We start from the raw sequence: 13,581 nt of genomic DNA, 5'->3' as shown, positions 1-13,581 counted from the left end.
AAAACGAACGACCATTCGAAAAAATCAACAATCGCCAGGAGACACGCCCATGGATAAGCCGTGGCTGAAGCAGTATCCCGCCGGGGTGCCGGCCGAGATCGATGCATCGCAGTATCGATCGCTGGCCCATCTGCTTGAGGATTCCTTCCAGAAGAACCGTAACCGCCGTGCATTTGAATGCATGGGAAAGGTGCTGACCTACGGCGAGCTGGATACGCTTTCGCGCCAACTGGCGGCGTGGCTGCAATCGCGCGGCTTGGCCCCTGGCGCCCGTGTCGCGCTGATGATGCCGAACGTGCTGCAGTATCCGGTGGCGCTGGCCGCTGTGTTGCGGGCGGGCTATGTGGTCGTCAACGTCAATCCGCTTTACACCCCGCGCGAACTGGAACACCAGCTCAAGGACAGCGGCGCCGAAGCCATCATCATCCTTGAGAATTTCGCGACGACGCTGCAGCAGGTGCTGCCCAATACGCCGGTCAAGCACATCGTGGTGGCCAGCATGGGCGACTTGCTGGGCGGCCTCAAGGGCATGCTGGTCAATTTCGTCGTGCGCAGCGTGAAGAAGATGGTGCCGGCGTGGGAACTGCCCAACTGCATCCGCTTCAACACCGCGCTGGAAGAGGGCGCCAAGCAGACGCTCAAGCCGACTTCCATCGGCCCCGACGACGTGGCCTTCCTGCAATACACGGGCGGCACGACCGGCGTGTCGAAGGGTGCGACGCTGCTGCATCGGAACATCGTCGCGAACGTGTTGCAATCGGAAGCCTGGATGAACCCGGCGCTCACCAAGCCTGGTCGCGATGGCCGCATGCTGGCCGCCGACGAAGAGATCATCACCATCACCGCGCTACCGCTGTATCACATCTTCGCGCTGACGGTGTGCTGCCTGCTGTCGATGCGCAAGGGCGGGCTGGCAGTGCTGATCCCGAACCCGCGCGATATCCCGGGCTTCATCAAGGTGCTCAAGCAGTACCGCTTTCACATGTTCCCGGCCGTGAACACGCTCTACAACGCGCTGCTGAACAACCCCGAATTCAAGGATGTGGACTGCTCGAACCTGCGTGTGGCCAACGGTGGCGGCATGGCGGTGCAAGAGGCCGTGGCCAAGAAGTGGCTCGAGGTGACGGGGTGCCCGATCATCGAAGGCTATGGTTTGTCGGAAACCTCGCCGTCTGCCATCTGCAACCCGACGGATACCGATAAGTTCTCGGGTACCGTCGGCCTGCCGATTCCGGGGACGGAAATCGCCATTCGCGACGACGAAGGTCGCGACCTGCCCATCGGCCAGGCGGGCGAAATTTGCATCCGCGGCCCGCAGGTCATGGCTGGTTACTGGAAGCGCCCGGACGAGACCGCCAAGGTCATGTACGCCGACGGCTTCTTCAAGACCGGCGACGTCGGCGTGATGGACGAGCGCGGTTACACCAAGATCGTCGATCGCAAGAAGGACATGATTCTGGTGTCGGGCTTCAACGTGTACCCGAACGAGATCGAAGGCGTGGTGGCGATGTGCCCGGGCGTGCTGGAAGTGGCCGCCGTGGGCGTGCCGGACGTGCATTCGGGCGAGGTGGTGAAGCTGTTCGTGGTGCGTCGCGATCCGTCGCTCACGGAGCAGAAGCTGCAGGAGTTCTGCAAGGACCAGCTGACCGGCTACAAGCGCCCGAAGTTTATCGAGTTTCGCAACGAGCTGCCGAAGACCAACGTCGGCAAGATCCTGCGCCGTGAACTGCGCGACGAGGCGATGAAGAAGCGCGCCTGAGTCTGCGTCGCTGCAAAGAAAAGGCCGCGATTCGTCGCGGCTTTTTTTGGCGCACCACAGGAACGTATGGCCGGGGTCAACCCACGTACAGGAGGATGCTGACGAACTGGCACGCACTGCCGGCCAATACGAACAGGTGCCAGATGCCGTGGAAGTGCCTCACCTTCTCGTCAAAGAGAAAGAAGGCGATACCGGCCGTATACAGCGCGCCACCGGCTACCACCCACCACAGGCCCGGTGCGGGCAGCGCTGCCGCCAGCGGCCCCATGGCAATCAGCACCAGCCAGCCCATCACCACGTAGATCAGCAGGGAAAACAGGCGCGTGCGGCGGCCGATCCAGAGTTCCTGCGCAATCCCGATGGCCGCCAGTGCCCAGTTGATGCCGAACAGCGCCCAACCCCAGGGGCCGCGCAGCGTGACCAGCGCAAACGGCGTGTAGCTCCCGGCGATCATCAAATAGATGGCGCAATAGTCGAGGCGCTGGAACAGGCTCTTGGCCGGCCCGCGCAGGCTGTGATACAGCGTGGAGATCGTGTAGAGCAGGACGAGCGTCGTGCCGTAGACCACGGAACTGACGACCTTCCACGCGTCGTGGTGCAGGGCGGACGACGTCACCAGAACGGCCATGCCAGCGACGGCAAGGATGGCCCCGGCCAGGTGGCTGAAGCCGTTGAAACGTTCTCCGCGATACATACGCTGATCTCCAGGAAAAGCCGGTTCTCCCTACAATGCTCCAATGCCCGGCACCGATCTCAAAATCACCCCCCAATTGTCTATTCCGGAGTCCGAGCTGGTCGAGCGCTTTGTGCGCGCAAGCGGAGCGGGTGGGCAGAACATCAACAAGGTATCGACGGCGGTGGAGTTGCGCTTTGACATCGCCCAATCGCCGTCGTTGCCGGAGGCATTGCGGGCTCGCTTGTTGGGAAAGCGCGACCGCCGCTTGACCGACGAGGGCGTGATTGTGATTGATGCTCAACGGTTTCGCACGCAGGACCGCAACCGCCAGGATGCCCGTGAACGTCTGGCGGCGTTCATCGCGACGGGGCTTTCGGTGCCGAAGTCGCGGATCGCCACCAAGCCTACGCGCGCTTCCAAGACGCGCCGTCTGGAAGGCAAGCGCGCGCGCGGCGACGTCAAGCGTGGTCGCTCCGGCCGCCACTCGTGGGATTGAGCGCGTTGCTATGCGTGGTCCTTACATCAGCCGGGTATCCCGCGTTTCACGCATGCAAAGCACGCCGATCAGGCTGACCACCGCGGCCGCCGACACATACATGCCCACCCAGCTCAGGCCGCCTTGCTGAGCCAGCTTCTGCGCGATATACGGCGCAATCGACGCCCCTAGAATGCCGCCCAGGTTGTACGACACGCCGGCCCCGGTGTAGCGCACGTTGGTCGGGAACAGCTCCGGCAGCAGCGCGCCCATCGGAGCGAAGGTCACGCCCATCAGGAACAGTTCGATGATGAGGAACAGGGCCACCAGCGGTGTCTGCCCACTCCCCAGCAGCGGCGCCATCGTGAAGCCCGACAAAATGGCGGCGATGATGCCGACGATCAGCACCGGCTTGCGCCCAAAGCGGTCGGACGCCCATGCCGACAGCGGCGTCGCCAGCCCCATGAACACCACGGCCAGGCACAGCAGACCCAGAAAGCTCGGGCGCGAGAAATGCAACGTGCCCACGCCGTACGACAGCGAAAATACCGTCGAGATATAAAACAGCGTGTAGCAGACGACCATGGCCAGCGCGCCAAGCAGCGTCGGCCACCAGTGGTGCGCCAGCAGCGTGGCGACCGGCACCTTCACGCGCTCCTGCCGGTCGATGGCTGCCTGGAAGGCGGGGGTCTCAGCGATCTTCAATCGCACATACAAGCCCAGCGCCACCAGCACTGCGCTGACCAGGAACGGCACGCGCCAGCCCCAGCTGCGGAACTGCTCATCGGACAGTGCGATCGCCAGCCCGAAGAAGAGACCGTTCGAAGCCAGGAAACCGACCGACGGGCCGAGCTGCGGAAACATGCCGAACCAGGCGCGTTTGCCGGCTGGTGCGTTCTCGGTGGCCAGCAGCGCCGCGCCGCCCCATTCACCACCCAGCCCGATGCCCTGGCCGAAGCGCAGGATGCACAGCAGGATCGGTGCGAGCGTGCCGATGCTGTCGTACCCCGGCACGAGTCCGATCAGCGTGGTCGAAATGCCCATCACCAGCAGAGACGCCACCAGCGTCGACTTGCGCCCGATGCGATCACCAAAGTGGCCGAACAGAAACGAGCCGATCGGCCGCGCGATGAACGCGATACCAAACGTGACGAACGCCGACAGCGCTTGTGCCGTGGCGGACCCATGCGGAAAGAACACGGGGCCGATGACCAGCGCCGCGGCTGTCGCATAGACATAGAAATCGTAAAACTCGATGGCCGTGCCGATGAAGCTGGCGAAGACGACGCGCGAGCGGCTGGTGTCGGTGGCCGCCCCGGGGGCGGAGGGCGCCATGGTTGAAGAGGTCGAAGAGGACATGCGGGTCTCCGGTAAGGTTCGCGTTGTTGTCGTTCTGATGCGCCGCGCGTTGCTTTACTGTCGGCTTGCCATCCAGCGGCGGGCTCGATCGCAAAAGCATAGCGCGCGGCCATGCAAAAAGGCACCCGAAGGTGCCTTCCTGCGCCCGCCCAGGAGAGGGGCGGCGGGCAACAACAAACTGCGTGTCAGAACTTGTGACGCAGGCCGATCGCCACGCCGACCTGGTTATCCGAGTTTGGCGTGATGAAGTACGTTTGCGATGCCGCCGGCAGATAGCCCACCGACGTTTGCGCGCCCGTTGCCGGGTTCGTTACATAGCCGATCGAATCCCAGTTCAGCGACGCGTTGCGTGCATACGCGGCGCTCAGATACACGTCGGTGCGCTTGGAGAAGTTGTAGTCGGCGATGAACTGCCACTGCTGCGGATTACGCGGGTTGACCGTTGCCCCGCCGATGGTCGCTTCCTTGATCTTGTCGTAGTAGTACGCCAGCGTCAGGCCCAGCGCAGGCGTCACCTGGTAGTTCACGCCAGCCCAGTAGTAGTCGTCGCGGTGCGGCAGCAGAGCCAGCGTGGCACCAGATGAGGCCGTGTCGGTCTTGCCGTAGCGATAGCCACCCATGAGTTTGACCGGGCCCATCGTGTAGCTGGCGGCAATGGCGGCGCGCTTGTCCTTGGCGTACTCGTTGCCGGGGCCGCCCAGAGCTTCGGCTGCCGTCAGCACCTTCACTTCGTCATAGGCGATACCCAGGCCGAACGGGCCGCCAAAGTAGTTTGCGCCCACGCCGTACGCCGAGTTGGCGGTCTGGCTGCCTGCGCGTTCGCCGAACGCCCAGTGGCCTTCCACCGTCACCGGGCCGAATGCGCCGGTGTACTTGATCATGTTGTCTTCGCGGAAGTTCGGACCGAGCTGGCCGACCACCGGCTCATACTGCGTGGCGTAACCGGTCGGCGAGAAGTTCGCCATCATGTCGAAGATCGTGGTGTATTGCCGACCCAGCGTGATCTTGCCCCAGTTGCCCTGCAAACCCACAAACGCCTGCCGGCCGAACAGGCGTCCGCCCTGCTGCAGCGTGCCGGTGTCCATGGCGAAGCCCGATTCCAGCACGAACAGGCTCTTGAGACCGCCACCGATGTCTTCGACGCCGCGCAAGCCCCAGCGGTTGGAAGACAGGCCGCCGGCCTGCATCGCCAGGCGCGAGCCGCTGCTGCCCGGTATGACCACCCCCGCAGCCGTTACGGCTTGCGCGTGGTTGACGTACTCAATGTTGGCGTCGACCACGCCATACAGCGTCACACTCGACTGAGCCTGCGCAACACCCGCAAACGTGCCCAGTACTGCCAATGCCAGCAGCGATTTCTTCATCGGTCGGTCTCCAGATCTTTATTTATTGCGTTCAGTGGCAGGCAGACCCTCCGTTCTTGTCTTCCCGCCCCATGACTTTCAAACGAAGTCGCCGACTAATGTAGCAACGTGGTACTGGGCTCGGTCGAAATTTGCGAACGAATGTTCGTAAACGAGCGTTTGCTGTCTGATCCCGGCAACAGGCTGTTTCCGAATTTGAAATAGATCGGCGATGTGTACGGTCGATTCCTTGCGGTTTTGGATGCGATCCGCGTGCCAACAGGGTTATCCCGTACAGTTGTGTTTGGGCGGCCGGGTTCTGATTGGACGCAAGATCCCGCCCGGTGTCGGCCTTACAATGGCGATTGCGCCGCACGCCATTGCCGGCGGTGCCCGTACTCATGCTCGACCGCTTCATCCCCGAATTCGACCGTGCCCTGCGCGCTGTGGCAGGCGTCACCCGCGCCAGCCGACCGAACCCCGCAGATGCCGTAATCGCGTCCGCCGCCTCCGCAAATACGGCCGACAACGCGACCAGGCTTTCCGAGGCCGACCGCCGCCATGCCGCCGGCCTGATGCGCGTGAACCATGTCGGCGAGGTTTGCGCCCAGGCCTTGTACCAGGGGCAAGCGCTGTTTGCCCAAGATCCGGCCATCCGGGCCCAGCTCGACGAAGCCGCGCGCGAAGAAGAGGACCACCTCGCCTGGTGCGCCCAGCGCCTGCAGGAATTGAACGATCGCCCGAGCCTACTGAACCCGCTGTGGTATGCCGGCGCTTTCGCGATCGGCGCGCTTGCCGGACGCCTCGGCGATAAGATCAGTCTCGGCTTCGTCGCAGAGACCGAGCGCCAGGTCGAGCATCACCTCGATGGCCATCTCGATAAATTGCCCGAGCAGGACACCCGCTCGCGCGCCATCGTCGCCCAGATGCGCGAGGATGAAATCCGCCACGGCGATAACGCGCGCCAGGCCGGTGGCATCGATCTGCCTGCGCCCATCCGCCAGGCTATGCGCGCCGCATCGCGCGTCATGACCGCCACCGCTTACCGCATTTGACACACCTGTCGCGCCTGGCGGCCCGACGACAAACCGCACGCTCCTCCATTCGCCGGAGCATGATCATCAGCGCTCTGCGCACTTCCAGCGAGGGCGCTGTCGCCTGCCGTTCTCTCACGTGGTTTCTGCATAAACCGCGCTATCTCCTTCATTTGATTGGGAAAAGTCGCGCACCGTTCTTGGGCGGGTGCGCTAAGTCATTGTTCTGATTGCAAATTTTCCGCCTCACAGGGCTGTGCAAGCCTTGACCGCCTAAAGTCGTTCCTCTAAAGTGGGAAACAGTGTCAGAAAGTGTAGTTTTGTGGTTTGAAAGGGCCGTTTGCGGGCCAGTTGACGACAAGGTGAGTGGCGAACAAGTCGCCGCGCGGAGAGAGAATCCAACGTGTTCCAGGGTGCGTCGGCGCTGACGCTGGATGCCAAAGGGCGGATGTCCATTCCGTCGCGGCACCGCGAAGCGCTTCAGCTGCAGGCCGAGGGCCGGGTGACTGTGACCAAGCACCCGGACGGTTGCCTCATGCTGTTTCCGCGCCCGGAGTGGGAGCGTTTTCGCGAGCGCATCGCTGCACTCCCGATGGAGGCCCACTGGTGGAAACGGATCTTCCTGGGTAGCGCCGCCGACGTCGAACTCGATACCGCCGGCCGCGTCCTCATCACCCCCGAACTGCGCGCGGCCGCCTCCCTTGAACGTGACGTGATGCTGCTCGGCATGGGCAGCCACTTTGAAGTCTGGGATGCCGCCACGTACACCGCGAAGGAGCAGGCCGCCATGGCGCAAGGCATGCCCGACGCCCTCAAGAATTTCTCCTTTTGATGACGCGCGATGACTACCCAAGCCAGTACGGCACTGCGCCATCAAACGGTGCTCTTAGAAGAAGCGGTCGATGCGCTTATCTGGCGCGACGACGGCATCTATATCGATGGAACCTTCGGGAGAGGCGGGCACAGCCGGCGCATCCTGGAACGGCTGGGGCCCGGCGGCAGACTTGTCGCCTTCGACAAGGACCCGGCAGCAATCACCGAAGCGGGCACCGTAGAGGATGCCCGCTTCGCTATTGAGCATGACAGCTTCGCGCAGATGGCCCAGTGCCTGGATGCGCGCGGCATTGAACGGGTGGCCGGCGTGCTGCTCGATCTCGGCATCAGTTCGCCGCAGATTGACGAAGGCGCACGTGGCTTCTCGTTCCGGATGGATGGCCCGCTCGACATGCGGATGGACACCACGCGCGGCATTACCGCAGCCCAATGGCTGGCCGAGGCTGATGAGCGCGACATTGCGAGGGTGATACGGGACTATGGGGAAGAACGGTTTGCTGTACAGATTGCAAAGGCGATTGTTGCTCGCCGGGGCCAATCCGGGGATCGAGGTCCTCTCGATCGCACATCCGAGCTTGCCGCGCTCGTGGCGCAAGCCGTCAAAACACGCGAGAAGGGCCAAGACCCTGCGACCCGCACCTTTCAAGCTTTACGGATTCACGTCAATCAAGAGCTTGCGGACCTCGAAACCGGTCTGAAGGCCGCCTTTGAACGTCTGGAACAGGGGGGACGTCTCGTCGTGATCAGCTTCCATTCGCTGGAAGACCGCATCGTCAAGCGCTTCATGCAGGCCCTGGCGCGTCCGGAGCAATCCGCCGCGCCGGAACTGCGTCGGGCGCCGCTGCGTGCGCATGAGCTGCCGACGCCGCAGTTGCGTCTGCTTGGCCGCGTGAAGCCGTCGGAGGCCGAAGTGTCGGCCAACCCACGCGCGCGCTCGGCCATCATGCGCGTGGCAGAGCGTTGCTGACGGCTGCCGACTCGCGGAGACCCACGCCATGAACCGCCTGAACATGTTCCTGCTGACTGCGCTGGTGCTGTGCGCGCTGTCACTGGTCAACGCACAGCATCAGGCGCGGCAACTGTTTGTCGCGCTGGATCGCGCGCAGGCGGAAGAAAAGCAACTGAACACCGACTGGTCGCGCCTGCAATATGAGCAGAGCGCGCTGGGCAAAAGTGCTCGCATTGCCGACATCGCGAGCAGGCAATTGAAGATGTCGCCCGCGCAGGCGGGTCGCACGCAGTATCTGCAGGGGTTTGCCGACTTGCCGGCGGGTGGAACGTCCTCCATGGCGTCTTCGGCCGCGGCCAGCGCGCCCACGGCTTCCGGAGTCCAGCCATGAGCGGCGCCCGTAAATCCAACGGCACCACGGCGCGCGCGCGCCTGGGCCAATTCTCCGCCAGCCCGGTGCTGGGCCTGCGCCTGCCGATGTGGCGCTCGAAGCTGGTCGTGTTCTTGATGTTCGCGGCGTTTCTGGCGCTGATCGGCCGCGCGCTGTGGATTCAAGGCCCCGGCAACCGCTTCTACGAGGCTGAAGGCAAGAAGCGCTTCCAGCGCACGCTGGAATTGCCTGCCACGCGCGGCAAGATTCTGGACCGCAATGGTCTGGTGCTGGCCACGAGCCTGCCGGTGAAGGCCATCTGGGCCGTGCCCGAAGATGTGCCCAACAATGTGCCTGGCGAGGACATGATGAAGCTCGCCAAGCTTCTGGGCATGAACAACAAGGAGCTTTCAGGCAAGCTCGGCGAAGACAAGGGGTTCGTTTACCTCAAGCGTCAGGTGCTGCCGGATGTGGCCGACCAGATCGCAGCGCTCAAGATCGAAGGCATCTATCAGACGCGTGAGTACAAGCGCTTCTACCCGGAAGGCGAGGCGATGGCGCACATCGTCGGTTTCACGAATGTGGAAGACAAGGGCCAGGAAGGTATGGAACTGGCACGGGAGTCCGACCTTGCAGGTGCTGCCGGTCAGCGCCAGGTGATCAAGGATCGACTGGGGCGCGTGGTGGAAGACGTGGGCGTGCTCAAGGCGCCGCGTGACGGGCATGACCAGACGCTGTCGATCGACGCCAAGATCCAGTACCTAACCTTCAACGAACTGAAGGCCGCCATCGAGCGTACCCACGCCAAGGCGGCCAGCGCGATCGTGCTGGATGCTCAGACGGGCGAGGTCCTGGCGCTTGCCAACTACCCGACCTACAACCCGAACGACCGCAGCCGCCTGTCGGGCGAACAACTGCGCAACCGCGTGCTGACCGACACCTTCGAGCCGGGCTCGATGATGAAGCCGATCACCATCAGCTTGGCGCTGCAGCTCAAGCGTGTGACGCCCAACACGCTGGTGCAGACCAACGGCAAATACAGCTTCGAAGGCGCGACCATTTCCGACACCGGCAACTACGGCACGTTGACGGTCGCCCAGGTCATCCAGCACTCCAGCAACATCGGCACGACCAAGATTGCGATGACGCTCAAGCCACAGGAAATGTGGGACATGTTCACGAGCGTCGGACTGGGGCAGGCACCGAAGATCGGCTTCCCGGGCGCGGTGGCGGGGCGGCTGCGGCCGGCCAACAAATGGCGCCGCATTGAACAGGCGACGATGTCGTATGGATATGGCCTGTCGGTATCGCTGTTCCAGATTGCGCACGCCTACACCATCTTCGCGCACGATGGCGAGCTGATCCCGATCACGATGTACCGCACCAATGGGCAGCCGCCCCAAGGTGAGCGGGTGATCTCGCCGGAAGTGGCGCGGCAGGTTCGCCAGATGCTTGAGACCGTGACGGCGCCCGGGGGCACGGCCCCCCAGGCGCAAGTGATGGGCTATCGCGTCGGGGGCAAGACCGGTACGGCGTGGAAGCACACCGGACGTGGCTATGACCGCTCCAAATATCGCGCCTCGTTCATTGGTCTGGCGCCGATGTCGAACCCGCGCATCATCGTGGCGGTGAGCGTGGACGAGCCGACGGTGGGTAACCGCTATGGCGGTGGCGCGGCCGGCCCGGTGTTTTCGCAGATCGTGGGCGGCACCCTGCGCGCGTTGAACGTGCCGCCGGATTCGCCGGTGCGCCAGCTTGTGATGACGCCGGACGTGCCGGAAGAGCCCGTCGGGGGCCTGCAATGACAGCCAAGCCAACCTCCGATCGTCCGGCCATCGCGGCGCGCCTCGTGCCCGTGGTGGACTGGCTGCGCGTACAAGCGCCGGCGGGTGCCGACCTCACGAGCGACACGCGCAAGCTCAAGACCGGCGATGTGTTCGTGGCCTACGTGCTCGGCAATGTGCGTCAGCATGGCGATGGCCGTCCGCATATTCCGCAGGCGATCGAGGCTGGCGCTTCCGCCGTGCTGGCCGAAGCGCATGGCTACACGATGCCCGCAGACGCGCCCGTGCGCATCCTTCCCGTGGACGGCCTGGCGGAACTGGCCGGGCCTCTGGCCGCGCAGTGGTACGGCGTGCCGGGCCCGGAAGCGCTGCGTGTGATCGGTGTAACGGGCACCAACGGCAAGACGTCGTGTTCGCAATGGATCGCGCAGGCGCTGACCAAACACGGCGAGCGTTGCGCAGTGGTGGGTACGCTCGGCACGGGGTTTGTCGATGCGCTGGCCGTGACAGGCTTCACCACGCCGGACGCCATCCAGCTCCAGCGCAGCCTCGCCGATCTGCATCGCGCGGGCGCCCGCGCCATCGCCATGGAAGTCTCGTCGCACGGTTTGGAGCAGGGCCGCGTGGATGGCACATGTTTCGACATCGCGGTGTTCACCAACCTGACGCAGGATCACCTCGACTACCACGGCACGATGGCCGAGTACGAACTTGCCAAGGCGCGTCTGTTCGGCTGGCCAGGCCTGCGTGCGGCGGTCATCAACCGCGACGATGCGGCCGGGGTGCGGTTGCTGCAGAACGCCCGCGCCGACATCGAGACCATTGAATACGGCATCGACGGCGAAGCCGCTGCGCAGCACGGCGCCAAGCAATGGCTGCGCGCCAGTAACGTGCGCGCGCACCGCACGGGTACGACGTTCGACGTGGACGGCAGCTTCGGTCACGCGACCGTCCATGCACCGACTCTCGGCCTGTTCAACGTGTCGAATCTGCTGGCTGTGCTGGGGGCACTGCTGACGGCTGGCGTGCCGTGGCCGGACGCCATTGCGCATCTGGAAAAGCTGCAGCCGGTCAGTGGCCGCATGGAGCGTTTCGGCGGTGAAGATGGTCCGCTCGTGGTAGTGGATTACGCTCACACGCCCGACGCGCTGGAGCAGACGCTACGCGCGCTCGCGCCGATTACCGAAGCGCGGGGCGGCAAGTTGTGGGCTGTGTTCGGCTGCGGCGGCGACCGCGACCCCGGCAAGCGGCCGCAGATGGGCGCCATCGCCGAGCGCCTGGCGCCGCACGTGGTGCTCACCTCCGACAACCCGCGCAGCGAAGATCCGCAGCACATTCTCGACGAGATCGCCGACGGCATGCACAACCCGCGCGCCGCCACCCAGATCGAAGACCGCGCCGCTGCCATCCTGCATGCCGTGCGGCACGCCGATGCGCATGACGTGATCGTCGTGGCAGGAAAGGGACATGAATCGACGCAGGAGATAGCCGGTCGCAAGCGGCCGTTCTCCGACCAGGAACACGTGCGTCTGGCGCTCGCCGCCCGCGGGGTGATTGCATGAGCGCTGCGACCGTGATGATGCACGCCACCGACGCCGCCGCCTGGATGGCCGGCGCCCATCTTGCCGGCCCCGATGCAGCCATCCTGCGCGTGACGACCGACAGCCGCTCCGTGCAGCCCGGCGACCTGTTCGTCGCGCTCATCGGCGAGCGCTTCGATGCACACGACTTCCTGCCCGAAGTGGTGGCGCGTGGCGCTGCTGCCGTGCTGGTGTCACGCCCACCGGCCGCAACGCTGGATATGACCAACGTGGCCGTGCTGACCGTTGCCGATACGCGCATCGGGCTCGGCCAGCTTGCCGCCGGCTGGCGACGCCAGTTCCCGATTCCCGTCGTCGCCGTGACGGGCAGCAACGGCAAGACCACGGTCAAGGAGATGATCTCCGCGATCTTCGCGCAGGCTGTCGGCGAAGATGCCCGCCTGGCGACCGCCGGCAACTTCAACAACGACATCGGCCTGCCGCTCACGCTGTTCCGCTTGAATGCGCAGCACAAGCTGGCTGTGCTCGAACTCGGCATGAACCATCCGGGCGAGACGGCCGTATTGGCCGCCATTGCGCAGCCGACCGTCGCGATGATCAACAACGCCCAGCGCGAGCATCAGGAATTCATGGTCAGCGTGGAAGCGGTGGCTGAAGAGCACGCCGCCGTGCTGGCCGCGTTGCCAGCCGATGGCGTGGCGGTGTATCCGCGCGACGCGGCCAACGGTGGCGAATTTGCGCCGGTATGGCAGGCCGCCGCTGGTTCGCGTCGCGTGCTTGATTTTGGTATCGAGGCCGGCGCCGTGACGGGTACCGTGGTGGACACCGCCGAGGGCCAACGCATCGACGTGCAGGCCCCGGGCCAGCGCTTCGCCATCACGCTGCCACTGCTCGGGTTGCACAACGCACGCAATGCGCTCGCCGCGACGGCGTGCGCGCTCGCGGCCGGAGTCGCTCCTGAGGTGATCGCGCAAGCGCTGGGCAACTTTGCTCCGGTCAAGGGGCGGTTGCAGCGCAAGCAGGGCACGCACGGCGGCCTCGTCATCGACGACACGTACAACGCGAACCCGGACTCGATGCGCGCAGCGATCGATGCGCTCGCCACGCTGCCGGCGCCGCGCTGGCTGGTGCTGGGTGACATGGGCGAGGTCGGCTCGCAGGGTCCGGCATTCCACGAAGAAATCGGCGCCTATGCGCGCACGCGCGGCATCGATGCGGTGCTGGCAACCGGTGAGCTTGCGCGCCACACGGTCGACGCATTCGGCGCAGGCGCGCAGCATTTTGCGTCCGCGGAAGACTTGATCGAGCACGGCCTTGGCGCCATTGCGCCGGCCGCGACGGTATTGGTGAAGGGCTCGCGCTTCATGCGGATGGAACGCATTGTGGAAGCGCTGGTCTTGAAAGACCCGGTAGCGGATTTGCCGACCGGTTCCAACACACAACAGCAGCATTAAGGG

12 protein-coding genes are annotated in these 13,581 nt (G+C 64.5%); 9 read left to right on the top strand and 3 right to left on the bottom strand.

The features are described from left to right. Positions 1–49 precede the first annotated feature (49 nt). Positions 50–1,759: a long-chain fatty acid--CoA ligase gene (locus RP6297_RS12880; protein ID WP_009241620.1), complete on the top strand. Its 1,710-nt coding sequence runs from the start codon at positions 50–52 to the stop codon at positions 1,757–1,759. A 76-nt stretch (positions 1,760–1,835) separates the two neighbouring features. Here RP6297_RS12880 and trhA read toward each other — a convergent pair whose 3' ends face one another. Continuing rightward, positions 1,836–2,453, bottom strand: coding sequence for a PAQR family membrane homeostasis protein TrhA (gene trhA / locus RP6297_RS12875; protein ID WP_009241619.1), 618 nt, complete (start codon positions 2,451–2,453; stop codon positions 1,836–1,838). Positions 2,454–2,496: 43 nt separating this feature from the next. Here trhA and arfB point away from each other — a divergent pair, with 43 nt between their 5' ends. Further along, positions 2,497–2,931 carry an alternative ribosome rescue aminoacyl-tRNA hydrolase ArfB gene (arfB, locus tag RP6297_RS12870; RefSeq protein WP_009241618.1) on the top strand — a complete coding sequence of 145 codons (435 nt, stop codon included), beginning with the start codon at positions 2,497–2,499 and terminating at the stop codon, positions 2,929–2,931. Between the two features lie 21 nt (positions 2,932–2,952). Here arfB and RP6297_RS12865 read toward each other — a convergent pair whose 3' ends face one another. Then, positions 2,953–4,269: an MFS transporter gene (locus RP6297_RS12865; RefSeq protein ID WP_009241617.1), complete on the bottom strand. Its 1,317-nt coding sequence runs from the start codon at positions 4,267–4,269 to the stop codon at positions 2,953–2,955. Between the two features lie 185 nt (positions 4,270–4,454). Beyond that, positions 4,455–5,633, bottom strand: a complete 1,179-nt coding sequence (locus tag RP6297_RS12860) for a porin (RefSeq protein ID WP_004633091.1) — start codon at positions 5,631–5,633, stop codon at positions 4,455–4,457. A 380-nt stretch (positions 5,634–6,013) separates the two neighbouring features. Here RP6297_RS12860 and coq7 point away from each other — a divergent pair, with 380 nt between their 5' ends. The 7 genes from coq7 to RP6297_RS12825 all read left to right on the top strand — a co-directional run bounded on the left by coq7 (position 6,014) and on the right by RP6297_RS12825 (position 13,578). Beyond that, complete coding sequence (coq7, locus tag RP6297_RS12855; RefSeq protein ID WP_009241616.1) at positions 6,014–6,667, top strand: 2-polyprenyl-3-methyl-6-methoxy-1,4-benzoquinone monooxygenase; 654 nt, start codon at positions 6,014–6,016, stop codon at positions 6,665–6,667. A 382-nt stretch (positions 6,668–7,049) separates the two neighbouring features. Next, positions 7,050–7,478: a division/cell wall cluster transcriptional repressor MraZ gene (gene mraZ, locus RP6297_RS12850; RefSeq protein ID WP_004633088.1), complete on the top strand. Its 429-nt coding sequence runs from the start codon at positions 7,050–7,052 to the stop codon at positions 7,476–7,478. Between the two features lie 9 nt (positions 7,479–7,487). Continuing rightward, on the top strand, positions 7,488–8,447 hold the full coding sequence (rsmH, locus tag RP6297_RS12845; RefSeq protein WP_009241615.1) for a 16S rRNA (cytosine(1402)-N(4))-methyltransferase RsmH: 960 nt from the start codon (positions 7,488–7,490) through the stop codon (positions 8,445–8,447). A 28-nt stretch (positions 8,448–8,475) separates the two neighbouring features. Next, positions 8,476–8,820 carry a cell division protein FtsL gene (ftsL, locus tag RP6297_RS12840; RefSeq protein WP_009241614.1) on the top strand — a complete coding sequence of 115 codons (345 nt, stop codon included), beginning with the start codon at positions 8,476–8,478 and terminating at the stop codon, positions 8,818–8,820. After that, on the top strand, positions 8,817–10,604 hold the full coding sequence (locus RP6297_RS12835; RefSeq protein WP_009241613.1) for a peptidoglycan D,D-transpeptidase FtsI family protein: 1,788 nt from the start codon (positions 8,817–8,819) through the stop codon (positions 10,602–10,604). Before ftsL ends, RP6297_RS12835 begins: the two co-directional genes overlap by 4 nt. Then, positions 10,601–12,145, top strand: a complete 1,545-nt coding sequence (locus RP6297_RS12830; RefSeq protein WP_009241612.1) for a UDP-N-acetylmuramoyl-L-alanyl-D-glutamate--2,6-diaminopimelate ligase — start codon at positions 10,601–10,603, stop codon at positions 12,143–12,145. Before RP6297_RS12835 ends, RP6297_RS12830 begins: the two co-directional genes overlap by 4 nt. Beyond that, on the top strand, positions 12,142–13,578 hold the full coding sequence (locus RP6297_RS12825) for a UDP-N-acetylmuramoyl-tripeptide--D-alanyl-D-alanine ligase (protein ID WP_009241611.1): 1,437 nt from the start codon (positions 12,142–12,144) through the stop codon (positions 13,576–13,578). The genes RP6297_RS12830 and RP6297_RS12825 overlap by 4 nt, the downstream gene beginning before the upstream one ends. Positions 13,579–13,581 lie beyond the last annotated feature (3 nt).

It is taken from the genome of Ralstonia pickettii, from assembly GCF_016466415.2.
In the GTDB taxonomy this organism is placed as follows: Bacteria; Pseudomonadota; Gammaproteobacteria; order Burkholderiales; family Burkholderiaceae; genus Ralstonia; species Ralstonia pickettii.
Note: the sequence above shows the minus strand (reverse complement) of the source record. Positions and strands in the feature narration are given on the sequence as shown.